The 23,769-nt window shown below is 73.2% G+C and carries 20 protein-coding genes and 1 pseudogene; 14 read left to right on the forward strand and 7 right to left on the reverse strand.

Annotated elements, in window-relative coordinates:
• The first annotated feature begins 1 nt into the window (after position 1).
• The 5 genes from paaD to paaK all read left to right on the forward strand — a co-directional run bounded on the left by paaD (position 2) and on the right by paaK (position 4,716).
• Positions 2-520, forward strand: coding sequence for a 1,2-phenylacetyl-CoA epoxidase subunit PaaD (paaD, locus tag ACYVID_RS07685; RefSeq protein WP_460736011.1), 519 nt, complete (start codon positions 2-4; stop codon positions 518-520).
• Positions 520-1,623 (forward strand): 1,2-phenylacetyl-CoA epoxidase subunit PaaE, encoded by a 1,104-nt coding sequence (gene paaE, locus ACYVID_RS07690; RefSeq protein ID WP_460736013.1) that lies wholly within the window; start codon positions 520-522, stop codon positions 1,621-1,623. Before paaD ends, paaE begins: the two co-directional genes overlap by 1 nt.
• The gene (locus ACYVID_RS07695; RefSeq protein WP_460736015.1) at positions 1,620-2,384 is read left to right on the forward strand and encodes an enoyl-CoA hydratase/isomerase family protein; all 765 of its coding nucleotides are present in this window, start codon (positions 1,620-1,622) and stop codon (positions 2,382-2,384) included. Before paaE ends, ACYVID_RS07695 begins: the two co-directional genes overlap by 4 nt.
• Entirely contained in the window at positions 2,381-3,238 is an 858-nt protein-coding gene (locus ACYVID_RS07700) for a 3-hydroxyacyl-CoA dehydrogenase family protein (RefSeq protein ID WP_460736017.1), read from the forward strand. Before ACYVID_RS07695 ends, ACYVID_RS07700 begins: the two co-directional genes overlap by 4 nt.
• 170 nt (positions 3,239-3,408) lie before the next feature.
• Positions 3,409-4,716, forward strand: coding sequence for a phenylacetate--CoA ligase PaaK (gene paaK / locus ACYVID_RS07705; protein ID WP_460736019.1), 1,308 nt, complete (start codon positions 3,409-3,411; stop codon positions 4,714-4,716).
• A 13-nt stretch (positions 4,717-4,729) separates the two neighbouring features.
• On the opposite strand, the gene ACYVID_RS07710 is transcribed toward paaK, so the two are convergent.
• Entirely contained in the window at positions 4,730-5,332 is a 603-nt protein-coding gene (locus tag ACYVID_RS07710) for a TetR/AcrR family transcriptional regulator (protein ID WP_460736021.1), read from the reverse strand.
• Between the two features lie 66 nt (positions 5,333-5,398).
• On the opposite strand from ACYVID_RS07710, the gene ACYVID_RS07715 reads away from it, so the two are divergent.
• The gene (locus tag ACYVID_RS07715) at positions 5,399-6,052 is read left to right on the forward strand and encodes an AraC family transcriptional regulator (protein ID WP_460736023.1); all 654 of its coding nucleotides are present in this window, start codon (positions 5,399-5,401) and stop codon (positions 6,050-6,052) included.
• A 109-nt stretch (positions 6,053-6,161) separates the two neighbouring features.
• Here ACYVID_RS07715 and ACYVID_RS07720 read toward each other — a convergent pair whose 3' ends face one another.
• The gene (locus tag ACYVID_RS07720; protein ID WP_460736025.1) at positions 6,162-7,625 is read right to left on the reverse strand and encodes an HNH endonuclease signature motif containing protein; all 1,464 of its coding nucleotides are present in this window, start codon (positions 7,623-7,625) and stop codon (positions 6,162-6,164) included.
• 554 nt (positions 7,626-8,179) lie between these two features.
• On the opposite strand from ACYVID_RS07720, the pseudogene ACYVID_RS07725 reads away from it, so the two are divergent.
• The 5 genes and pseudogenes from ACYVID_RS07725 to ACYVID_RS07745 form a co-directional block, all read left to right on the forward strand.
• A pseudogene (locus ACYVID_RS07725) lies at positions 8,180-9,250 on the forward strand (FAD-dependent oxidoreductase); the annotation flags it as partial.
• A 159-nt stretch (positions 9,251-9,409) separates the two neighbouring features.
• On the forward strand, positions 9,410-9,934 hold the full coding sequence (locus ACYVID_RS07730) for an aromatic-ring hydroxylase C-terminal domain-containing protein (protein ID WP_460736276.1): 525 nt from the start codon (positions 9,410-9,412) through the stop codon (positions 9,932-9,934).
• Entirely contained in the window at positions 9,931-10,992 is a 1,062-nt protein-coding gene (locus ACYVID_RS07735) for a maleylacetate reductase (protein WP_460736027.1), read from the forward strand. The genes ACYVID_RS07730 and ACYVID_RS07735 overlap by 4 nt, the downstream gene beginning before the upstream one ends.
• The gene (locus tag ACYVID_RS07740; protein ID WP_460736029.1) at positions 10,989-11,894 is read left to right on the forward strand and encodes a dioxygenase family protein; all 906 of its coding nucleotides are present in this window, start codon (positions 10,989-10,991) and stop codon (positions 11,892-11,894) included. The genes ACYVID_RS07735 and ACYVID_RS07740 overlap by 4 nt, the downstream gene beginning before the upstream one ends.
• Before the next feature lie 193 nt (positions 11,895-12,087).
• A complete protein-coding gene (locus ACYVID_RS07745) occupies positions 12,088-14,271 on the forward strand; it encodes an ATP-binding protein (protein ID WP_460736031.1) in 2,184 nt (727 codons plus the stop codon).
• A gap of 45 nt (positions 14,272-14,316) precedes the next feature.
• Here ACYVID_RS07745 and ACYVID_RS07750 read toward each other — a convergent pair whose 3' ends face one another.
• The 3 genes from ACYVID_RS07750 to paaI all read right to left on the reverse strand — a co-directional run bounded on the left by ACYVID_RS07750 (position 14,317) and on the right by paaI (position 16,156).
• Complete coding sequence (locus ACYVID_RS07750; RefSeq protein ID WP_460736033.1) at positions 14,317-14,859, reverse strand: hypothetical protein; 543 nt, start codon at positions 14,857-14,859, stop codon at positions 14,317-14,319.
• Between the two features lie 294 nt (positions 14,860-15,153).
• Positions 15,154-15,642, reverse strand: coding sequence for a copper chaperone PCu(A)C (locus ACYVID_RS07755; protein ID WP_460736035.1), 489 nt, complete (start codon positions 15,640-15,642; stop codon positions 15,154-15,156).
• A 61-nt stretch (positions 15,643-15,703) separates the two neighbouring features.
• Positions 15,704-16,156, reverse strand: a complete 453-nt coding sequence (gene paaI, locus ACYVID_RS07760; RefSeq protein WP_460736037.1) for a hydroxyphenylacetyl-CoA thioesterase PaaI — start codon at positions 16,154-16,156, stop codon at positions 15,704-15,706.
• Between the two features lie 66 nt (positions 16,157-16,222).
• Here paaI and ACYVID_RS07765 point away from each other — a divergent pair, with 66 nt between their 5' ends.
• On the forward strand, positions 16,223-17,677 hold the full coding sequence (locus tag ACYVID_RS07765; RefSeq protein WP_460736039.1) for an LVIVD repeat-containing protein: 1,455 nt from the start codon (positions 16,223-16,225) through the stop codon (positions 17,675-17,677).
• 40 nt (positions 17,678-17,717) lie between these two features.
• Here ACYVID_RS07765 and ACYVID_RS07770 read toward each other — a convergent pair whose 3' ends face one another.
• Both ACYVID_RS07770 and ACYVID_RS07775 read right to left on the reverse strand, forming a co-directional pair.
• Positions 17,718-17,930, reverse strand: a complete 213-nt coding sequence (locus ACYVID_RS07770; protein WP_460736041.1) for a hypothetical protein — start codon at positions 17,928-17,930, stop codon at positions 17,718-17,720.
• Between the two features lie 67 nt (positions 17,931-17,997).
• Positions 17,998-18,462 carry a MarR family winged helix-turn-helix transcriptional regulator gene (locus tag ACYVID_RS07775; RefSeq protein WP_460736043.1) on the reverse strand — a complete coding sequence of 155 codons (465 nt, stop codon included), beginning with the start codon at positions 18,460-18,462 and terminating at the stop codon, positions 17,998-18,000.
• 228 nt (positions 18,463-18,690) lie between these two features.
• Between ACYVID_RS07775 and ACYVID_RS07780 the strand changes: the two genes are divergently transcribed.
• Entirely contained in the window at positions 18,691-19,956 is a 1,266-nt protein-coding gene (locus ACYVID_RS07780) for an MFS transporter (RefSeq protein ID WP_460736045.1), read from the forward strand.
• A gap of 27 nt (positions 19,957-19,983) precedes the next feature.
• Positions 19,984-23,712: a nitrate reductase subunit alpha gene (locus tag ACYVID_RS07785; protein WP_460736047.1), complete on the forward strand. Its 3,729-nt coding sequence runs from the start codon at positions 19,984-19,986 to the stop codon at positions 23,710-23,712.
• Positions 23,713-23,769 lie beyond the last annotated feature (57 nt).

Consider the following 23,769-nt stretch of genomic DNA (forward strand, 5'->3'; position numbering starts at 1 on the left):
GGTGGCGACGGTGAGGGCGGGGTACGCCGACGCGCGGGCCGTGGCCGCGCAGGTCACCGACCCCGAGATGCCGATGCTGACGCTGGCCGACCTCGGCGTGCTCCGCGACGTCGAGGTCGACGACGACCGACCCGGCCACGTGGTCGTGACGATCACGCCGACGTACTCCGGCTGCCCGGCGATGGCCACGATGCGCGACGACCTCGTGCACGCGCTGAGCGACGCCGGCTGGTCGGACGTCGAGGTGCGGGTCCGGCTGCACCCGGCCTGGTCGACGGACTGGATCAGCGACGAGGGCCGCCAGGCGCTGCGCGACCACGGCATCTCCCCGCCAGGCCCCGCCCCGCACCGCGACGGTCCGGTGCCCCTCAGCCTGATGCCCACCCGCCGCGCGCTGACCTGCCCGCGCTGCGCCTCGCCCGCGGTCGAGGTGGTCTCGGAGTTCGGCCCGACGGCCTGCAAGGCGTCGTACCGCTGCACCGCCTGCCTCGAGCCGTTCGAGCACGTCAAGGAGATCTGATGACCACGACGCAGGACGCGCCCGCCCAGGAGGCACGGCGTACGACGGCGGCCCCGGGGTTCCACGCCCTGACGGTGTCGCGGGTCGACCGGCTCTGCGACGACGCCGCCGCGGTGACCTTCGCGGTGCCCGCGGAGCTGCGCGAGACCTACGCCTTCGCCCCCGGCCAGTCGATCGTGCTGCGGCGCGAGGTCGACGGGGTCGAGCACCGCCGGTCCTACTCCATCTGCGCACCCGCCGGCGCCGACCTGCGCGTCGGCGTCCGCGAGATCCCCGACGGGCTCTTCTCCTCGTGGCTGGTGCGCCAGGTCCGTCCCGGCGACGTCGTGGAGGTCGGCCCGCCGACCGGCTCGATGCAGGCCGACCCGACCACCTCGGGGCGGCACCTGTGCATCGCGGCCGGCTCGGGGATCACGCCGATGCTCTCGATCGCCGCCTCGGTGCTGGCCGACCCGGGCTCGCAGGTGACGCTGCTCTACGGCAACCGCACCTCCTCGTCGGTGATGTTCGCCGAGGAGCTCGCCGACCTGAAGAACCGCGCCCCCGCCCGCTTCGACCTGGTCCACGTGCTCTCCCGCGAGCCGCGCGACACCGAGCTGTTCTCCGGCCGGCTCGACGCCGAGCGGCTGCGCCGGCTGCTCGACCTGCTGGTGCCGCTCGAGGACGTCGACCACGTCTGGCTGTGCGGCCCGCTCGGACTGACCACCGACGCGCGCACGGTGCTGACCGAGCTCGGCGTGCCCAAGGAGAAGATCCACCTCGAGCTCTTCTACGTCGACGAGCCGCCTCCGGAGGTACGCCGCGAGGACGCCGTGCTCGAGGGCGAGGTCTCCCAGGTGACCGTGACCCTCGACGGCCGCACGACCGTCACGCCGATGCCGAAGGGGCTGAGCATCCTCGACGGCGCGACGAAGGTGCGCAACGACCTGCCGTTCGCCTGCAAGGGCGGGGTGTGCGGCACCTGCCGGGCGCACCTGGTCTCGGGCGAGGCCGACATGCGCCGCAACTACGCCCTCGACGACGACGAGGTCGAGCGCGGGTTCGTCCTCACCTGCCAGACCTGGCCGGTGGGCGACGAGGTCGTCGTGGACTTCGACGCGTGAGCGCCCCGGGGACGGCGGGGCCCGCGCTGCGGGTCGAGGAGCACGACGACCGCGTCGTGCTGGTCCTCGACCGGCCCGAGGTCCGCAACGCCATCGACCAGCAGATGGTCGACGAGCTCCACGCCGCGTGCGCCGCCCTCGAGGCCGAGCCGCGGATCGCCATCGTCGTGGGGGAGGGCGGCGTCTTCGCCGCCGGAGCCGACATCGCCCAGCTGCGCGAGCGCCGCCGCGACGACGCCCTGCGCGGCATCAACTCCGCGATCTTCGACCGGATCCGCCGGCTGCCCATGCCGGTGATCGCGCTCGTGGACGGGTGGGCGCTGGGCGGCGGTGCGGAGCTCGCCTACGCCTGCGACTTCCGCATCGGCACGCCGCGCACCCGGATCGGCAATCCCGAGACCGGCTTGGGGATCCTCGCTGCCGCCGGCGCGGCCTGGCGGCTCGCCGAGCTCGTGGGGGAGCCGCTGGCCAAGGAGATCCTGCTGACCGGTTGCGTCCTCGACGCCGAGGAGGCCCGGTCGGTGCGGCTGCTCAACGAGGTCGTCGAGCCCGACGACCTGCTCGCGGCCGGCCACCGGTGGGCCGACTCGATCGCCCGCCAGGCGCCGCTGGCCACGCGCCTGACCAAGGCGGTCTTCCACGCCCCCCGCGAGGCGCACCCCTTCGTCGACGACCTCGCGCAGGCGGTGCTCTTCGAGGCCGAGGAGAAGCACGCACGGATGACGGCCTTCCTCGACAGTCGGAAGGACAAGGACTCATGAGCACCCTCCCCGAGGCCCTGCCGACGCAGGTCGGCGTCCACGGAGGCGGCCGGATGGGCGCCGGCATCGCGCACGGCTTCCTGGTCGCGGGTTCTTCGGTCGTGGTCGTGGAGGCGTCCGCCGAGGCCGCCGCGCAGGCACGGCTGCGGGTCCTCGACAGCCTCGCTGCGGCGCACGAGCGCGGGAAGATCGCCGCCCCGCCGGAGGAGTACGCCGCCCGGCTGGTCACCAGCCACGACGCGGGTGCCCTGGCCGGCTGCGAGCTGGTCGTCGAGGCCGTCCCCGAGGACCCCGCCCTCAAGGCGCAGGTGCTCACCGCGGCCGAGACGGTCGCCCCCGACGCGGTGCTCGCCACGAACACCAGCTCGCTGTCCATCGACGGCATCGCCGCCCACCTGGCTCGTCCCGAGCGGTTCCTGGGGCTGCACTTCTTCAACCCGGTCCCGGCCAGCGCGCTGGTCGAGGTGGTGGTCGGGTCCCGCACCGACGACGGCCTGGTGGCCCGCGCGCAGGGGTGGGTCGAGGCGCTGGGCAAGACCGCCATCACCGTCACCGACGCACCCGGCTTCGCCTCGAGCCGGCTGGGGGTCGCCATCGCGCTCGAGGCGATGCGGATGCTCGAGGAGGGGGTTGCCTCCGCCGAGGACATCGACACCGCGATGACCCTGGGCTACCGCCACCCGGTGGGTCCGCTGCGCACCACCGACCTCGTCGGCCTCGACGTGCGGCTGGCCATCGCCGAGCACCTGGCCCGCGAGCTCGGCCCGCGCTTCGAGCCGCCCCAGGTGCTGCGCGACCTGGTCGCCGCGGGCCGGCTGGGCCGCAAGACCGGCCAGGGGTTCTACCGGTGGTGAGGCCCACTGTGGGTCGAGCAGCCCGAGCGCCAGCGAGGGCGTCGTCGAGACCGCCGCACCTGTCCGTGGTCGCCGACCACAGTCATCTCACGCGGTCTCGACGACGGCTCGCTGGCGCTCGCCTGCTCGACCATCCGATACGCCGCCCCATGCTCCAGGAGGACTGACCCATGCAGGACCTGAGCCCGCGCCCCGGCGACCTCGAGCCGATCGAGACCGCCTCGCTCGACGAGCTGCGCTCGCTCCAGACCGAGCGGCTGCGCTGGTCGGTGCGCCACGCGTACGACAACGTCCCGCACTACCGGGCCTCGCTCGACGCCGCGGGCGTGCACCCCGACGACGTGAAGGAGCTCGCCGACCTGGCGAAGCTGCCGTTCACGACCAAGGCCGACCTGCGGGAGAACTACCCGTTCGGGATGTTCGCGGTGCCGCGCGAGCAGGTCGCGCGCGTGCACGCCTCGTCCGGCACGACCGGGAAGCCGACCGTCGTCGGCTACACCCACGACGACCTCGAGGTGTGGGCGAGCGTGGTGGCCCGCAGCATCCGCGCGGCCGGCGGCCGGGTCGGCGACGTCCTGCACAACGCCTACGGCTACGGGCTGTTCACCGGCGGGCTCGGGGCGCACTACGGCGCGGAGAAGCTCGGCTGCACGGTGGTGCCGGTCTCCGGGGGCATGACCGAGCGGCAGGTCCAGCTGATCCAGGACTTCCGCCCCGACATCATCATGGTGACGCCGTCGTACATGCTCTCGGTGGTCGACGAGATGGAGCGGCAGGGGATCGACCCGCGCAGCACCTCGCTGAAGGTCGGCATCTTCGGCGCCGAGCCGTGGACCAACGACATGCGCCGCGAGATGGAGCAGCGCCTGGACATGCACGCGGTCGACATCTACGGGCTCTCGGAGGTCATCGGGCCCGGCGTGGCCAGCGAGTGCGTGGAGACCAAGGACGGCCTCCACGTGTGGGAGGACCACTTCTACCCCGAGGTGATCGACCCCGTGACGGGCGAGGTGCTGCCCGACGGCGAGGAGGGCGAGCTGGTGCTCACCTCCCTGACCAAGCAGGCGATGCCGGTGCTGCGCTACCGCACCCGCGACCTGACCCGGCTGCTGCCGGGCACCGCGCGCACGATGCGGCGGATGGAGAAGGTCACCGGGCGCACCGACGACATGATCATCCTGCGGGGGGTGAACCTCTTCCCGACCCAGATCGAGGAGCTGGTGCTGAAGCTGCCCGCGCTCTCGCCGCACTTCCAGTGCGTGCTGGAGCGCGAGGGCAACCTCGACAGCCTCACGGTGCTGGTCGAGCGGCGCGAGGGCGTCGACACGGAGGCCGGTCGTCAGGCCGGGGCCGAGCTGCGGCACCTGGTCAAGAGCTCGATCGGGGTCTCGGTCGGCGTCGACGTGGTCGAACCCGAGAGCGTCGAGCGCTCGGTCGGGAAGATGCGCCGGATCGTGGACCGCCGCCCGCCCCGCTGACGGATCCTGGTCGCTAGCGGGCGTCGAGGCCCTCGAAGGCCAGGGCGGTCAGGGCCTGCGCCAGCTGCTCGCCGCTGACCGGGCCGTCGGGGCGGTACCACTCCACCAGGCTGTTGACCATGCCGAAGAGCAGCCGGCTGACCACGTCGGGATCGAGGTCGCCGCGCAGCCCGCGCTCCTCGACGGCGTCGCGGACCAGCCCGGCGAGGGCGCGGTCGATGCGGCGCCGGCGCTCCAGGGCGGCGACCTCGGTGGCGGTGTTGCCGTGCACCCGCAGCAGCAGGGTCACGGCGGGTTGGTGGGCCACGAGCACCTCGACGCTGCGGCGCACGGCCTCGTGCAGGCGCTCGGTCGCGGGGCCGTCGGCCTGGGTCGCCGCGGCCACGGTCGCGTCGAGCTCGTCGAGCGCCTCGGCCAGGGCCGCCGAGAGCAGCTCCTCCTTGGAGTCGACGTGGTGGTAGACCGCCGACTTGGTGACCCCGAGGCTCTTGGCGATGTCGTCGATGGTGGTGGCGTCGTACCCCTTGCGGATGAAGAGCGCCACCGCCGCCGCCAGGACCGCCGCGCGGTCGTGGCCGGGGCGTCCCCTCCGCGCGCGCGGCTGCTCCTCGGTCACGGGATCCAGGCTCCCACAGGGGGGTGGTGGGTCTGCGGGGAGGAGTTCTACTACCACGACGACGGGGTGCGGACCCTCCAGCCGGGGCAGCTGCTGGTCTGTGACGCCGACCGCCCGTTCATGCGCGGCTTCTCCCAGGGTCTCGAGGAGCTGGTGCTGAAGGCGCCGCACGACGTGTTCGCCGAGGCGACCGGCATCGCCGCGCTGCCCCGACCGGTCGTGGTGCCGTTCGGCTCCGGCGAGAACCCGTACGCCGAGGCGCTGGCGCGCCTGGTCGGCTCGGCGGTCCGTGAGGACGACCCCGTCGTGGTCCGCGAGGGCGAGCTGCTCGAGCTGGTCGGGGCACTCGCCTCGCCCGGCCGGCCCGACGGCCCGACGGCGTACGCCGCCGCCGCCCGCGCCTACATCGAGCGCCACCTGCGCGACCGGTCGCTGTCGGCCTCCAAGGTCGCGGCCGCCATCGGCCTCAGCCCGCGGCACCTGTCGCGGGTCTTCGCCGAGCTCGGCACCACCTTTCCCCAGCACGTCCTGGCCCGACGGCTCGACCTCGCGCGCACGATGCTGGAGAAGCCGGCCGTCAGCTCGATGACCATCGCCGAGGTCGCGCACCACTGCGGCTTCGCCTCCGCCGCCCACTTCTCCAACGCCTTCACCGCCCGCTTCGGTGAGCGCGCCGCCGACGTGCGTCGCCGGGCGGTCCTGGCCCGCTCGCTCACCTGACTCCCCCGTTCGGCGACCCCCGGGCACGGAGGACCGTCGTCATCGCGCCCTTGTCACCGCGCTCCTGCTCATGCCTGCTCAGCGGGTGGTGCTCAGAGTGGGCTGGTGCTCAGAGTGGGGTCGTGCCGTCGGGGTGGACGAGGTAGCGGTGGCCGTGGGGGCTGGTCCAGAGCCAGTGGCCTGGTGAGAGTCCTCGGACGGCCCAGGGTCTGCCTGTCGGGGAGGGGTGGGTCTTGGCTCGGTGGTCGTGCCGGCAGAGCGGAGCGAGGTTGTCGGTCGATGTCTGGCCGGGTGGTCCGCCTTGGTCGGGTGGGACGTACTCGACGGTGTGGTCGAGGTCGGCGGACTCGGCGGGTCTGCGGCAGTGGGGGAACGAGCACGTGGTCCTGGTGAGCTTCACGCGGGCCGCGATGCGGTCGGGGACCTCGTAGGAGTCCACCGCCACGGTGTCGTGCAGGTCGATGACGGGTTTCACGATGACCTGGGTGCCGGGGACACCGCACCACTCGCGGACGGCGTCGGCGGTGAGGAGCTGGCGGTGGTTCTCGACTCGGGCGAGGTTGAGGCCGAGCTTGCCGGTGACGGGGTCGACCTGCGGTACGCCGGTGAGCGCTGCATCACTGAGATGGACGGTCAGGACCACAACCCGGCGGGGTGCGGTGCGCTTGTGGGTTGCGCGGTCTCGACGACGCTCGCTGGCGCTCGCTGCTCGACCATCCTCGGTCGCCTCGGCCTCGGTCGCCTCGGTCGCCTCGGGGTCGGTGTCGGGGAGGGTGTCTTGGCCGCGGGCGAGGTAGCCGAGGGCTTTGGCGCGGCGGATGGCGAGGGTGTCGGTGGAGCCGTCGAGCAGGAGCTGGTGGGCGATCTGTCGGATGGCTGCTTCGAGGTCTTCGGCGTCGGCGCGGTCGAGGAGTCCGTCGGCACTGACGGCGGAGGCGGTGCCGACGCAGGTGGCCGGGGTGCCCAGGTCGAGGTCGAAGTAGAGGTTGGAGCGGGTGTCGCACTCGCGCACCTCGACTGACTCGGGGTCGAACCGCGTGCTGGCTTCCAGCACGAGTCTGTTCACGGTGATGGGGCCGGCGGTGTGGACGACGTGGGCGACCTGGGCGTCCACGAACCCCACCGCTTCCTCCGACAGGGCCTTCGTGGCCTGGGCCAGCTGTCGGACCCGCCACGCGGTCACCTGGCCTGCGGCCAGCCGGGCCCATACCCGCGGGAGGCGGTGCTTGGCCTCGACCGCGTCGCCGACCAGCAGCCGCCCCGACTCCCCGGTCCGGCCCAGAGCGGTGGCGAGCTCGGTGACCGCGAAGTCCGAGACCTCCGGGGCACCGGCACCGGCCAGCTGGAGCATCGTGTCCGCACCGGGCATCCCGAACCGGGACATCCACGCCGACTCCGCGGCGTCGTAGGCGTCCTCGTCGGGGTGGGAGTAGGTGCCGTACAGGTCCGGCATCAACGCACCCGTCGTGTGGCGGTCTGCCCACTGCGCGACCCCGATCAGCAGCTCCCGCGCCGCGTCGTCCTCACGCGCCTTGGCGGCGCGGATCGCGTCGAGCAGGGAGCCGGTGGACATGGTGAAAGTGTAGTCGAACACACGTTCGATTGACAGTGTTTCCCCAGGTCAAAGCAGCAAGAAGGCGACTTTCTGGCGGGCCGATCGAAGCCCGACCGAAGCGAGCACCCCAGCGCAGGGCGAGGCAGCAGCCGACCGCAACCAAGAGGCCCAAGCGGCAGCCACGGTGACCACGCTTTCCCGTTGATCAGGACCTGCTGCGGCGCGAACGCGCCACGACCCACCCGCGGTGACCCAGGGAGCAACCACGGGATGACAGCAGGGCGACCGGCGTACCGGGGTCTCGTGGCGAGTCGCTGACACTCCTCGCACCTCGACCAGCGAGTGGGGGCGCTGTCGCTCGCTGGCTCGACCATCCAGCGCCAGATGCCTGGATCGGCCAGGGTTGCGTGTTCCGGCCCTCATGCGACGCGAGCCTGGGATGCGTGGGTGTGACCGCCGACACTCGCAGGTGTGCCGGCGAACGACCGGCCCAGGAAGGTGGACCCGTGCCCACGTTCGACGACGGCCAGGCCGAGACCGCGCTGCCCACGACCCCGACCGTGGAGACTGACGTGCTGGTCGTCGGCTCCGGACCTGCCGGATCCTCGGCGGCCCTCTTCCTGGCCAGCCTCGGGATCGACACGATCATGATCACGAAGTACCGCTGGACCGCGAACACGCCGCGGGCCCACATCACCAACCAGCGGGCGATGGAGATCTTCCGCGACATGGGCATCGAGGAGCAGGTGCTCGCCGACGCGGCACCCCACCACCTCATCGGCGACACGGTCTTCTGCACCTCGATCGCCGGGGAGGAGATCGGCCGCATCCTCACGTGGGGCACCAGCCCCGAGCGCGAGGCCGACTACCAGCGCGAGTCGCCCTGCCTGACCGTCGACATCCCGCAGAACTACCTGGAGCCGATCCTGGTGCGCAACGCCAGCGCCCGCGGGGCCCAGGCGCGCTTCTCGACCGAGTACCTCTCCCACACCCAGGACGCCGACGGCGTCGACGTGCAGGTGCGCGACCGGCTGACGGGTGCGGAGTACACGATCCGCGCGAAGTACCTCATCGGGGCCGACGGGGCGCGGTCCCAGGTGGCGGCCGACATCGGCCTGCCCTAAGAGGGTGCGATGGACATCGCGGGGTCGATGAACATCACCTTCAAGGCCGACATCGCGGCGTACTGCGACCACCGGCCCTCCGTCCTCTACTGGGTGATCCAGCCCGGCTCCAACGTCGGCGGCATCGGCGCGGGCCTGGTGCGGATGGTCCGGCCGTGGAACGAGTGGCTGATCGTGTGGGGCTACGACATCAACGAGGAGCCGCCGACCGTCGACGAGGCGGCGGCGAAGCAGATCGTGCGGAACCTGCTCGGCATGCCGGACCTCGACGTCGAGATCACGGGCACGTCGCTGTGGGGCAACAACGAGATGTACGCGACGCACCTGCAGTCCGGCCGCGTCTTCTGCGCCGGGGACGCCGTCCACCGGCACCCGCCGAGCAACGGCCTGGGCTCCAACACCTCGATCCAGGACTCCTACAACCTGGCGTGGAAGATCGCCGCGGTGCTGCGCGGGCAGGCCGGTCCCGAGCTGCTCGAGACCTACTCGGTCGAGCGGGCACCGGTCGCGGAGCGGATCGTCAAGCGCGCCAACCGGTCCAGCCGCGAGTTCGTCGACCTCTTCGTCGCCCTCGGCGTCACCGAGGCCGAGACCGAGGAGGAGATGCTCGCCGCCATCGAGGAGCGCAAGCTCAACACCCCGGAGGGCCTGGCCAAGCGCGAGGCGCTGGTGAAGGCGATGGAGCTCAAGCACTACGAGTTCAACGCGCACGGCGTCGAGCTCGGCCAGTTCTACGAGTCCAGCGCCGTCGTCGGCGACGGCAGCGCGCGGCCCGAGCCGACCCGCGACCCCGACCTCTACTACGAGGCCTCGACCGTCCCGGGCTCGCACCTGCCGCACGCGTGGGTGGGCGACAACGTCCGCAAGGTCGCGATGATGGACCTCGCGCCCTACCACCGCTTCACGGTCATCACCGGGATCGCCGGCGAGGCGTGGGAGGACGCCGCGCGGACGGTGTCCGAGGAGCTGGGGGTGCCCGTGGAGGCGGTCGTCATCGGTCCGGGCCGCGAGGTCACCGACCTCTACTACGACTGGTCCCGCCGGCGCGAGGTCGAGGAGAGCGGGGCCCTGCTGGTCCGACCCGACAAGCACGTCGCGTGGCGGGCGCGCACGCTCCCCGAGGACCCGGTCGGCGCCCTGCGTTCCGCCCTGACCGCCGTCCTCAGCCGCGGGTCCGGCGAACAGGACCAGGGCGTGGCATGACCCGCTCCTTCGTCCACGACACCCTCGGGCAGCGCATCCGTTTCGCCACCGGCGACGCGGCGGGCGCGCTGGCCGCGGAGGTCGAGGAGCTCGGTGCGCAGCGGGTGCTGGTGCTCGCCGCGCCGTCCGAGTCCGCCCTGGCCGGTCGGATCACCGACGGGCTGCCGGTCGCGCGCGTCCACGACGAGGTCGCGATGCACGTCCCGGTCGCGGTCGCCGAGCTCGCGCGAGCGGTCGCGACCGAGGTGGACGCCGACCTCGTGGTCAGCGTCGGCGGCGGTTCGACGACCGGCCTGGCCAAGGCGGTCGCGCTGACCAGCGGCCTGCCCGTGGTCGCCGTCCCCACGACGTACGCCGGCTCGGAGGCGACCGACGTGTGGGGGCTGACCCAGGACGGCCGCAAGACGACCGGCTCGGACCCGCGGGTCCTCCCGCGCTGCGTGGTGTACGACGCCAGCCTCACGACCTCGCTGCCGGTCGACCTCTCGGTGACCTCGGGTCTCAACGCCCTGGCCCACTGCGTCGACTCGCTGTGGGCGCCGCGGGCCGACCCGATCAACGCCGCCCTGGCGACCGAGGGGGCGCGGGTGCTGGCGCGAGCCCTCCCGGCCGTCGTGGCCGACGGGCAGGACCTCGAGGCGCGCGAGGAGCTGCTCTACGCGGCGTACCTCTCGGCGGTCGCCTTCGCCTCCGCCGGCTCCGGGCTGCACCACAAGATCTGCCACGTGCTCGGCGGGCTGCGCGACCTCCCGCACGCGCCCACCCACGCCGTGGTGCTGCCGCACGTGCTGGCCCTGAACGCGCCGGCTGCCCCCGACGCCGAGGCCCGGCTGGCCGAGGCCTTCGGCAGCGCGACCGCCCTGGGGGGCCTGGCCGCCCTGCGCGAGCGCGTCGACGCCCCGCGCTCCCTCGGCGCGCTGGGCCTGGAGGAGGAGCACCTGCCCGCCGCGGTCGAGGCCGTCCTCGAGGTCGCACCCCCGTCCAACCCCGTCCCCGTCACCCGCCCGGTCCTCGAGCAGCTGCTGCGCCGGGCGCTGGAAGGAAGCGAGCCGTCATGACGCAGGTCGAGCAGGTCACCGCGGACCAGGTCACCCCCGAGCAGGCCGAGCGCGAGGAGGCGCTGGTCCAGCGGGTCGTCGACTCCTTCGCCGGCGCCCCCGACCCCCGGCTGCGCCAGCTCACCCAGGCGGCCGTGCGCCACCTGCACGCGTTCCTCCGCGAGGTGCGGCTGACCGAGGCGGAGTGGAAGCAGGGCATCGACTTCCTCACCGCGGTCGGGCACACGACCGACGAGCGGCGCCAGGAGTTCATCCTGCTCTCCGACACCCTCGGCGCCTCGATGCAGACCATCACGGTCAACAACCCGGCCGACGGCGACGCCACCGAGGCGACGGTCTTCGGGCCGTTCTTCGTCGAGGACAGCCCGCGGATCGAGCCCGGCGGCGACATCGCGATGGGCGCCCCGGGACAGCCCTGCTGGGTCGAGGGCACCGTGCGCGACACCGCCGGTGCACCGGTCGCCGGCGCGCGGATCGAGGTGTGGGAGGCCGACGAGGACGGCTTCTACGACGTGCAGTACGCCGACGGGCGGACCACCGGGCGCGCCCACCTGTTCACCGACGACGAGGGGCGGTACTCCTTCTGGGGCATCACGCCGACGCCGTACCCGATCCCGCACGACGGGCCGGTCGGCGCCATGCTCGCCGCGACCGGGCGCTCGCCGATGCGCGCGTCCCACCTGCACTTCATGGTGACCGCCGAGGGGCTGCGGACGCTGGTGACGCACATCTTCGTGCGCGGCGACGAGCTGCTCGCCAGCGACAGCGTCTTCGGCGTGAAGGAGTCGCTGGTCAAGGACTTCGTCGAGCACGGCGCCGACGACCCCACCCCCGACGGTCGCGACCTCGGCGGCCGCGCCTGGTCCTCCACGCGCTTCGACGTGGTGCTGGGTCGCGGGTGATCGCACGCCGGCGGGGGTTCGGCGAGGGGTTCGGCCACACCACGGAGCGCAGGCACCACTGATCTGGACCCCTCTTTGCTTTCTCGACGATTCGGCCCCGCGACCGTCCGCGGGGACCGATCATCGGATCGGGTGGCACGGGGGGGCGGTCCTCCTGGGCCGACGTGCCGCCCGTGGGGAGGTGGCGCGCGCCATGAGGTCGCCGCTGGGAAGGGCGCGGGTGTGGGCCCTCACGCTCGCCGTCGCGCTGGTGGGCCTCGTCGCGACGGCGGCGGTGTCCCTCGACCTGCGCCACCGTGACGCCGCGGACGCCGAGCGCAGGTTCGAGGCTCGCACCGAGCTGGTCACCAGCGCGGTCGAGCAGGAGGCCGAGCGGTACGTCGTCGCGCTGGAGCTCGTCGCCGGTGCACTCGCAGCCGGCGGCCCGGTCACGGGTGCCCGCTTCGACGCGGCCACCGGACCGATGGTCGACGTGGACTTCCAGGGCGCCACCTCGATCGCCTTCCTCACCCCCTACGTGGCGCCCGACCAGGTCGAGCGGGCGCAGCGCGTGTGGCGAGCCCGCGGCTCCACCGGCCTGGTGCTCCGGCTCAACCCCGAGGTCGACCGGCACGTGTTCGCGGTCTTCAGCCGGCCGCTGGACGGCAGTCCCGAGGGTCGCACCGGCATCGACGTCACGGTGGCCGCCGACGCGTTCGCGGCGGTCCAGGACGCCGAGCTCGCCGGGGCCCCGCGGATCAGCCGGCCCTACGAGCTGATCATCGACCAGGACCTGCCGCCCGAGGAGCGCCAGGCCTCCTTCAGCCTGGTCGCGCCCGTGCTCGGGGGGCCGGACCAGGAACTGCGGGGCTGGGTCCTCATGGGGATCCGCGGCCAGGACCTGATGGGCGGCCTCCTCGCGCGCACCGGCCAGGGACGGGTGGCGGCGACGCTCTCGGCGCCCGCGGCCGAGGGCGCGCCGCCCGTGCGCGTCGCCAGGACGGAGGCGGAGGACGCCTTCGAGCCGGACGAGGACCTCATGGCCGCGAGCGAGGCCGTGCAGGTCGCCCAGACCGCCTGGACCGTGGACGTCGAGGCGGCCACCGACGGGCTCGTCGGCGGTGAGGTCGGCACGCCCGGCGTGGCCGCTGTGACCGGGGCGGGCCTCAGCGCCGCCCTCGCGGCCCTGGTGCACCTGCTGGCCGCCGGGCGCTCGACGGCGAGGGTCAAGATCGCGGAGGCGACCGCCGAGCTCGCCGCGTCGGAGGAGCGCTCTCGGCGCCAGGCGGTGATGCTGACCGCGGTGCTGGACAGCATCGGGGACGGCGTCGGGGTCGTGGACGCCGACGGTTCGGTGCTCGTGCACAACCCCGCGGGGCGAGCCCTCCTGGGTGTCGACCTGCATCCCGCGCACCCGCTGGCGGACCGGGCGATCGGCGACGTCGACGACCTCGGTCGTTGGGCGGAGCACTACGGGCTGTTCGGGTTGGAGGGGGAGCGAATGGAGGTCCAGGACCTGCCCCTGCAGCGGGCCCTGCAGGGTGAGGCGTGCGACGGGCAGCTGGTCGTGCGGAACGCGGCCCGCCCCGAGGGCGTGACCCTCTCCGTGAGCGCTCGGCCGCTGGACCCCGCGAGCGGCCTGGCCGGTGCGGTCGCCGTCTTCCGTGACATCACGGCCGAGCGGCAGCGCCGCGACGAGCTGGCGTCCTTCGCGGGCGTCGTCGCCCACGACCTGCGCTCGCCGCTGACCGCCGTCGACGGCTACCTCGCCCTCCTGCAGGCGACGCTGGCCTCGGAGGCCTGCGAGGACTGCCACGGACGCGCGGCGCAGGTCGAGGACTTCCTCGCCCGGGCGGCCGGGGCCGCTGGACGGATGCACCTGCTCATCCAGGGACTGCTGGACTACGTCACGGCACGCGACGCCGACCTCGACCGCTCCGCCGTCGACCTCGGGCAGCTGGTCGCCGAGGTGGTGGTCACCCACCAGGAGAACCCGCACCCGGCCGAGGTGTCGTTCACGGTCGACGTCCCGCCCGGCTCGACGGTCACGGCCGACCGGGAGCGTCTGCGACAGGTGCTGGACAACCTGGTCGGCAACGCGGTGAAGTACGCCGCCCCCGACCGCGACCCCCTCATCAGCGTCGTCGTGCGCAGCGACGGCCCCCACGTGCTCCTGGAGGTCGCCGACCGTGGACTCGGCATCCCTGCCGAGGAGATCGACCACGTCTTCGAGCCCTTCCGTCGCGCCCATGGGGGCGGCGTCAGCGGCAGCGGCCTCGGGCTGGCCATCTGCCACAGCGTCGTCACGCGGCACGGCGGCACCATCAACGCCCGTCGGCGACTGGGCGGCGGCACGGTCATCGCGCTCACTCTGCCCCGGGCCCGCGCGGCGGGATGACCAGGTGGGGAGCCGCGCGGTCGAGGTGCGGCTGGTCGGTCGGCCCTAGCTCCCGGGGGTGACGCCGTGCCGGCGGGCGAGGGCCTCCAGCCGGTCGCGGACGACCCCGTGGTCGACGTCGACGAGCTCGCCCCCGCCGACGGCCACGACCCGGCCGTCGGTGAGCACGAGCGCCTCGGTCTCCTCGGTCATCACCGCGCCCGGTGCCGACGGGTCGGTGCTGGTGAAGCGGTAGCGCAGCACCCCGACCGGAAAGCCGTCGACGCCCTGCGGGACGGTGCGGTCGGGCAGGAGCCGCCGCGGGGTCACCAGGACGTGGGGGACCGCCCCCGGAGAGCCGGCCGCCACCAGGCGCTCCACCGTCGCGCGGACGGCCCGCCGGTGGTGGGCGTCGGTCTGCAGCAGCCGCACGTCGACGCGCTGCCGCTCGCGGGTGTTCTCGCGGTCGACCTCGGCGGCGCAGTCGGCGCAGAGGCTACGGACCGCGGTGGTGCCGTAGGTGTGGGTCATGTGGCTGTGGCACTTGGGCTGGTCGCACCGACCGCAGCGCGCGACCGCGAGGAGTCCGCAGGCGCACCGGGTGGTCATGGGCGAACCGTACGGGGCGCCCGCGACGTCCACATGAAGATGGTGTGAAGTCCGCCGGGACCACCTGCTCGGAGGCGCCGGCTGCCCCCACCCTGGGTGCGCGGCCAGTCCCGGTGCCTCGTGCGCCGGGATCGGGTGAACCGTCACTCCGACCGCACGGGGTGCGGCGGGCTCCTCCGACCGCGCCTCGTCACCTCCCGAGCCCAGGGGCCGTGCCCCGGCGCCGGGCGGGTGCCCCCGCGGTCCACCGCGGCGGACACACCGCTGCGCCGGGCACGGCTCCTGGAGCACCGGTCAGGGCGAGACGTCGCCGTCCGGCGGGACCTCGACCTCGATCTCGGCGTACGGCCCCTCCTGCGGCTCGACGGGCACCAGCAGGTCCACCGTGCTGCCGTCGTCGAGCCCGAGCGTGAGCTCGACGAAGAACCCGACCGGAAGGTCGTCGGCCTGCACCGAGACGGCCGGCACCCGGGCGAGCTCGACCGGCTCGCCCGGCGGCAGGTCGATCTCCTCCTCCAGCACCGCCGCGGTCACGGGGCCGCGCTCGCTGTCGACCTCGGCCGAGACGAGGGCGGCCGGTTCGTCGGTGGTGTTGAGCAGCGTGCCCACGACGCGGCCGTTCCCCTCGCCGTCGGTGACGATCGCGAAGCCGAGGGCGTCGAGCCGCTCGGTGCGCTCGTTCGTCCCGATCGAGGCCTGGTAGGGCTCGTCGTCTTCGGAGGTGCAGGCACCGAGGGCGGCGACGAGGAGCAGGGACCCGAGAGCTGTGCGGAGGATGCGCATGTCCTCATGGCTACCAGCGGGGCCGGAGCGTGTGTGACACCCGTTCGTGTCCCGGGGGCGATCAGGTCGCTGCGGGCAGCGCGGGGTTCGGCGTGCCCAGCGAGCGGCTGCGCCCGCGGAACGCCGCGACGAGGGTCCCGTCCGCGCGACGGACCTCGACGTCGTACAGGCCCGAGCGGCCGCGGAGCGCGACCTCCCGGCCCACCGCCACGAGCTCCTCGCCGAGGCGCGCGCTCTCGAGGAAGGAGACCTCGAAGCCGGAGGCGACCGTCACGGTGCCCCGGGAGTTGCAGGCGACCGCGAAGCAGCTGTCGGCCAGGGTCGCGACCACCCCGCCGTGGCAGACGTCCCAGCCGTTGACCATGTCCGCGCGCACCACCATCGGCACCGTAGCCGTCCCGGGCCCGGCCGCGACCAGGCGCATGCCGAGCGCCCGGCTGGCCGCGTCGGCGTCCCACATGTGCGCGGCGCTGCGGCGCGCGACCTCGTCCTCGTCCGGTGCTGGGGTGGTCACCGGGCCACCCTTCCAGAAGTCGGCCGATCCCGTGATGGCGGTCACTCCCGCGGCTACCCTGCGGTGGTGAAGCCCGCGCGCCCCGCCGTACGTCGTCTCCTGCTCGTCGCTGCGTCGCTGGTGCTCGGTGCCGGGACCCTCGGCGCGGCCCAGCTCGGCACCGCCGCCGACGAGGCCGACCGCGCAGGCACCCCGCAGGCGCGGTGCACCTCGCCGCAGGACCGCCCCGAGACCGGCACGCAGGGGCGGGTGCCGCTGGCGGAGTACCTCAGCGGCCGGGCGCTCGAGGGCTACCAGTGCAACGCCGTGCAGGTCGCCCGGCAGGGCACCTCGGGCGGCTTCAAGGTCGAGCGCTACACCGACCGCACCGGTCGCACCTGCGCCTACTACGACTCGACGCTGCTCTTCCCGCGCGACGTGCTCTTCAACGCCGTGCAGGGCCTGGGCGTGATCGTGCTGGACATGAGCGACCCGCGGAACCCCGTGCAGACCGCCACCCTCACCTCGCCGGCCATGCTCAGCCCGCACGAGTCGTTGCTGGTCAACAAGCGCCGCGGCATCCTGGCCGCCGTCCTCGGCAACCCGGCGACCAACATCGGGATCGTCGACCTCTACGACGTGAGCGAGGACTGCCGCCGGCCCGAGCTGCTCTCCTCCTCGCGCGCCGCCTCCTTCGGTCACGAGAGCGGGTTCGCCCCTGACGGACGCACCTTCTGGGTCGCCGGCACCGCCGGTGGCAACCTCACGGCCATCGACATCACCGACCCGCGCGAGCCCGAGCAGGTCTTCGAGCAGACCGGCGTGCGCTACCACGGCCTGCGGCTCTCGCCCGACGGCCGCACGATGTACGTCGCCGTCACCGGCGCCGCCCCGGGCGCGATGGACAACGCCGGGCTGCGGATCCTCGACGTCTCCGAGGTCCAGGACCGCGAGACCGACCCCGAGGTGCGGGTCGTCTCCGACCTCACGTGGGACACGGTCTCCATCCCCCAGTCGGCCGAGCCGTTCACCCGCGGCGGTCGCCGCTACGTCCTGGAGACCGACGAGTACGCCGACTACCAGGGCGACCGCGAGATCGGCGCCGCGCGGATCATCGACGTCGACGACCCGCGCCGTCCGCGCGTCGTCTCCGACCTGCGGCTGGAGGTGCACGAGGCCGGCTTCGGCGGGGGTGGCGACCAGGCCCTCGACCCGGGCGCAGCGATCCCCGTGCAGGGCTACGCCGCGCACTACTGCTCGGTGCCCTACCCGAAGAACCCCAAGCTCGTCGCCTGCTCGATGATCGTCTCCGGCCTGCGCATCTTCGACATCTCCGACCTGGCGAACCCCCGCGAGGTCGCCTACTTCAACCGGCCGGTGCTGCCCGGCAGCAGCACGGTCCAACCGACCGCCGCGGGTGCCTTCGCCATGGCCCGCCCCGCGTGGGACGTCAAGCGCCGCCACGTCTGGTACTCCGACGGCAACTCCGGCTTCTATGTCGTCGGGCTGCGCGGTCCGGCTCGGGAGCTGCTGCGGCGCTGAGGTCCGTGCCGGGTCCTCGGCCGGTCGGTCCTCGGGACGGTCAGCCCTCGGGCGTCGTGGGGTCCCGCACCAGCGCCCCCGGCGAGGACAGCGGGATGGCGTGGAAGGTGCCGGGGCCGGTGCTGCCCTGCTCGGAGTTCATCTCGGTCGCGAGCGCGACGGCGTCGGCCTCGGGCAGGGGGCCGTAGGCACGGAGGTTGGGTCGCACCATCGAGTCGACGGCGACCACGACGAAGAGGTCGCGATGAGGCATGCCTCGACCTTACGGGAGTGGACCGCAGACCCACTCCTCGCAGGGTCGGCGCAGGGTCGGCGCAGGGTCAGGCGGTGGGCCAGGCGGCGTCCGGGGGCTCGCCGGCGACCCGGTTGAGCGCGGTCAGCCCCCGGGAGAGCGCGCGGCGCTCGGTCGGGCTGAGCTGGTCGACGAGGTGGGCCAGCTCAGCGCGCCGTGCCGCGGTGACGGCGTCGACGACCTCACGACCCTGGGGGAGCAGCGCGACCTCGACGGCGCGGGCGTCAGTGGTGGAGCGGCTGCGCTCGACCAGGCCGGCGCGCTCGAGCCGGTCGACGAGCCGCGTGGTGGCGGGCTGGCCCATCCCGAGCTCGCCGCCCAGGGCGCTCACCGTCTGCGGCCCCCGCGAGGCCAGCCGCACCAGCAGCCGGTGCTGGGGCAGGGTCACCTCGACCGGGGCGGCCGCGATCGAGCGCAGCGACACGCCGATGAGCGCCCGGCTCGTGGTGAGCAGCGCGGCCGCGGCGCGGTCGAGGTCGGTCTCGTCGGGCACGGCCTCATCATCGCGCTCGCGCCGCCCGTCGTACGCCGTTGCATGCCGTACGGCATGGAACGGGACCTCCGGTGGCCGGCCTCGGGCCGAAGGTCCCTGACGCCGCGCACCGACCGTCACCGAGTGTGGAGGCACGACATCCGCACCCTCCCTGCCCCTGCTGGGAGGCCGTGCGGATGTGCCATGGTGAGGGCCCAGGTGTGACCGGGCGCACAGAGGGGAGCAGTCGTGAGTCAGGACATCCGCACACGGGACGCCGCGGCGCCGGCGCAGGGCGACCTGCGCTCGCCGTGGTTGATGCTCGGGGTGGCGACCCTCGGGTTCGCCCTCAACTTCTGGGCCTGGGCCCTGCTGAGCCCGCTCGGGCCGCTCTTCCGCGACGACGGCCGCCTGGGAGCCCTGACCGAGGCCGACGTCTCGCTCATGGTGGCGGTCCCGGTCATCGTCGGCTCGCTGGGCCGGATCGTCGTCGGCGCGCTCACCGACAGGTACGGCGGGCGCGTGATGTTCCCGCTGGTCTCGGCCGCGACCGTGGTGCCGGTGCTGTTCCTGGCCTTCGCCGCCCTGGACTCCTACGTCCTGATCCTGGTCGGCGGCTTCTTCCTCGGCATCGGCGGCACCGCCTTCGCCGTCGGCGTCCCCTTCGTCAACGCGTGGTTCCCGCCCGAGCGCCGCGGCCTGGCCGTCGGCGTCTTCGGCGCCGGTATGGGTGGCACCGCGATCAGTGCCCTGACCACGGTCAAGCTGTTCACCGGCGTCGGCGAGACCGCCCCGTTCGTCATCACCGCGATCGCGCTGGCGCTCTACGCCGTCCTCGCGTGGGTCCTGCTGCGCGACGCCCCGGGCCGCACCGTGCCGACCACGTCGCTGGGCAGGCGGCTACAGGCCAACGCCCGCCTGCCGCTGACCTGGCAGGCCTGCCTGCTCTACTCCGTCGCGTTCGGCGGGTACGTCGCCTTCTCGGTCTACCTGCCGGCGTACCTCAAGACCGCCCACGACCTCACCGCCGCCGACGCGGCCAACCGGATGGCCGGCTTCGTGGTCGTCGCGGTGCTGATGCGTCCGGTCGGCGGCTGGCTCGCCGACCGGATGGGGGCGGTCCCGGTGCTGGCCGGCGGCTTCGCGGTGGTGGTGGTCGGAGCGGCGGTCTCGGCCGGCACCCCGCCGCTGGACGGCATCGGCACCGTGGCGTTCCTGGCGATGGCGGCCGCGCTCGGCTCGGGCAGCGGCGCGACCTTCGCCCTCATCGCCCAGGTCGCCGAGCCCTCGCGGGTCGGTGGTGTCACCGGGCTGGTGGGCGCGGCCGGCGGGCTCGGCGGGTTCGTGCCGCCGCTGCTCATGGGCTACGTCTACGGCCGCACCGAGTCCTACGCCATCGGCCTGTGGCTGCTGGTCGCCGCAGCGGCCGGTGCACTGCTGCTGACCCTCACCGTCGTGCGTCGCACCGTCGAGGCGCACACCACCCCGAGCCCCGTCGACCCGACCCACGCCTGACCGTCCCGGAGACAAGGAGCCGCCCGCGTGACCACGCGTCAGAACGACCCCCGCCCCCAGCTCGACGGACCGCTGACCGAGGCCCTGGTCGGCACCCGCCGGTTCTTCACCAGGGGGAAGGTGTCGCAGGACCGTCGCACGCTCACCCAGCAGGGCGGGCGCGAGGCCGACGACTTCTACCGGGACCGCTGGAGCCACGACAAGGTCGTGCGCAGCACCCACGGGGTCAACTGCACGGGGTCGTGCTCGTGGAAGGTCTACGTCAAGGACGGGATCATCACCTGGGAGACCCAGCAGACCGACTACCCCAGCGCGGGCCCGGACCGCCCGGAGTACGAGCCCCGCGGCTGCCCCCGTGGCGCGGCCTTCTCCTGGTACACCTACAGCCCCACCCGGGTGCGCTACCCCTACGTCCGCGGCGTGCTGCTGGAGATGTTCCGGGAGGCCAAACGGCTGCACGGCGACCCGGTCGTCGCGTGGGGCTCGATCGTGCAGGACCCCGAGAAGGCCAGGCGCTACAAGGCCGCCCGCGGCAAGGGCGGCCTCGTGCGGGCCACCTGGGAGGAGGCCGCCGAGATCGTCGCGGCCGCCCACGTCTACACCGTCAAGCGCTGGGGTCCCGACCGGATCGCCGGCTTCTCCCCGATCCCGGCGATGTCCCCGGTCTCCTATGCCTCCGGAGCGCGGTTCCTCGAGCTCGTCGGCGCGCCGATGCTGTCGTTCTACGACTGGTACGCCGATCTCCCCAACGCCTCCCCGCAGATGTTCGGCGACCAGACCGACGTGCCGGAGTCCGGCGACTGGTGGGACGCGGCGTACCTCTTCATGTGGGGCAGCAACGTGCCTGTCACCCGCACCCCCGACGCGCACTGGATGACCGAGGCGCGCTACCGCGGGCAGAAGGTGGTCGCGGTCGCCCCCGACTACGCCGAGTCGGTGAAGTTCGCCGACGAGTGGGTCAACCCCGCGCCGGGCACCGACGGCGCGCTGGCGATGGGCCTGGGCCACGTGGTGCTCACGGAGCACTTCGCCGGCGAGCTGCCGCCGTTCTTCGCCGACTACAACAAGCAGTACACCGACCTGCCCTACCTCGTCGTGCTCGAGCCCACCGGGGAGGTCGTCGACGGCGTGCCCGTCCACCGCTCGGGGAAGTACCTCGTCGCCGGCGACCTCGACCACCCCGAGGGCGGGGCGGAGAACCAGATGTGGAAGCCCGCGGTCATCGACGCCGCCACCGGCGAGGTCCGGATCCCGAAGGGGTCGATCGGGCACCGGTTCGGCGAGGAGGGCGAGGGCCAGTGGCACCTCGACCTCGGCGACGTCGACCCGGCGCTCACGATGTTCCCGACGCAGGAGGGCGGGGTCCGCGAGTCGGTGCTCGTCGAGCTCCCGCGCTTCGACGCCCCCGACGGCAAGGTCCACCACGAGTCGCGCGGTGTCCCGGTCGCCCGGGTCGGCGACCGGCTCGTGACCACGGTGCTCGACCTGCTGCTGGCCCAGTACGGCGTGCACCGCGACGGCCTACCTGGCAGCTGGCCGACGTCGTACGACGACCCGAGCGTGCCGGCGACCCCGGCCTGGCAGGAGCAGCACACGGGGGTGCCGGCCGCGCAGGTCGTGCGGCTGGCGAAGGAGTGGGCGCAGAACGCGCTCGACACCGAGGGCCGCGGGATGATCCTGCTGGGCGCCGGGGTGAACCACTGGTTCCACTCCGACCAGATCTACCGCGCGATCCTGCTGCTCACGACGATCACCGGCACCCAGGGCCGCAACGGCGGCGGGTGGGCGCACTACGTCGGGCAGGAGAAGATCCGCCCGATCATGGGCTTCCAGCACATGGCCTTCGCGCTGGACTGGCACCGTCCGCCGCGACACATGAACCAGACGGCGTACTGGTACGTCCACACCAGCCAGTACCGCTACGACACCTTCTCCGCCGACGACCTCGACGCCGGCACCGGCGCCTTCGCCGGCAGGACGGTGATGGACCTGCTGGCGCAGTCGGTGCGGCTGGGCTGGACCCCGAGCTACCCGACCTTCGACCGCAGCTCGCTGCAGCTGGCCGACGACGCGGCCGCGGCGGGCATGGAGGCCCCGGCGTACGTCGCGCAGGAGCTGAAGGAGGGGCGACTGCACTTCGCGGTCGAGGACCCCGAGTCCGGCGACAACCACCCGCGGGTGCTGTCGCTGTGGCGCTCCAACCTGCTGGGCAGCTCGGCCAAGGGCAACGAGTACTTCCTGCGCCACCTGCTCGGCACCGACTCCGCCGCGACCGCGCGGGAGGCCGGGCCCGAGCACCGCCCGAGCGACGTCCGATGGGCCGAGCAGGCGCCCGAGGGCAAGCTCGACCTGCTGATGACCATCGACTTCCGGATGACCAGCTCCACGATCCTCAGCGACGTCGTGCTGCCGGCGGCCACGTGGTACGAGAAGCACGACCTCTCCACCACCGACATGCACCCCTTCGTGCACTCCTTCAACCCCGCCATCGCCCCGCCCTGGCAGACCCGCTCGGACTGGGACGCGTGGAAGACGATCGCCCAGCGGTTCTCGGAGATGGCCGTCGACCACCTCGGCACCCGGCGCGACGTGGTCGCCAAGCCGCTGTGGCACGACACCCCGGAGGCCATGGCCTCGGTCCACGGCGTGGTGCAGGACTGGCGCACCGGCGAGGTCGACCCCGTGCCCGGGAGGACGATGCCGGTGATCGCGGTCGCCGAGCGCGACTACACCGCGATCTACGAGAAGATGACCTCGATCGGCCCGCTGATGGAGAAGGTCGGCATGCTCACCAAGGGCGTGCAGTACGACGTCAAGCGCGAGATCGAGATCCTTCGCCGGCGCAACGGGGTGGCCCGCGGTGGTGCGGGCGACGGGCAGCCCAAGGTCGAGACCGACGTCCAGATGGCCGACGCGATCCTGCACCTCGCGGGCGTCTCCAACGGCCACCTCGCGACCCAGGGCTTCCGGTTCCTGGAGAAGCGCACCGGGCAGCGGCTCGCCGACCTCGCGGCCGAGCACGAGGGCAAGCAGATCACCTTCGCCGACACCCAGGCCCAGCCCGTCCCGGTCATCACCTCACCGGAGTGGTCCGGCTCGGAGTCCGGCGGTCGTCGCTACTCGCCGTTCACGATCAACATCGAGCGCAAGAAGCCCTTCCACACCCTCACCGGGCGCCAGCAGTTCTACGTCGACCACGACTGGTTCCTCGGCACCGGCGAGGCGCTGCCGGTCTACCGACCGCCGCTGGACATGGGCCGGCTCTTCGGCGAGCCCGCCGTCGGCACCACCGGCGAGCTCGGTGTGGCGGTGCGCTACCTGACCCCGCACAACAAGTGGTCGATCCACTCCGAGTACCAGGACAACCTGTTCATGCTCTCGCTCTCGCGCGGCGGGCAGTCGGTGTGGATGTCGGACCGCGACGCGGCGAAGGTCGGTATCCGTGACAACGACTGGGTCGAGATGGTCAACCGCAACGGCGTGGTGGCCGCGCGCGCGATCGTCAGCCACCGGATGCCCGAGGGCACGGTCTTCATGCACCACGCGCAGGACCGGCTCATCGACGTACCCCTGACCGAGCGGGACCGGAAGCGTGGGGGCATCCACAACAGCCTCACGCGGATCCTGCTCAAGCCGCACCACATCGTCGGCGGCTACGCCCAGCTGTCGTACTTCTTCAACTACATCGGCCCGATCGGCAACAACCGCGACGAGGTCACGACCATCCGCAAGCGGACCGCGAAGGTGGAGTACTGAGTCACCCCACGAAGTTGCTCCGCTCGTTCCTCGCTCCACAACTCCGCGGGGACCCCG

This window comes from Nocardioides ginkgobilobae, from assembly GCF_054781275.1.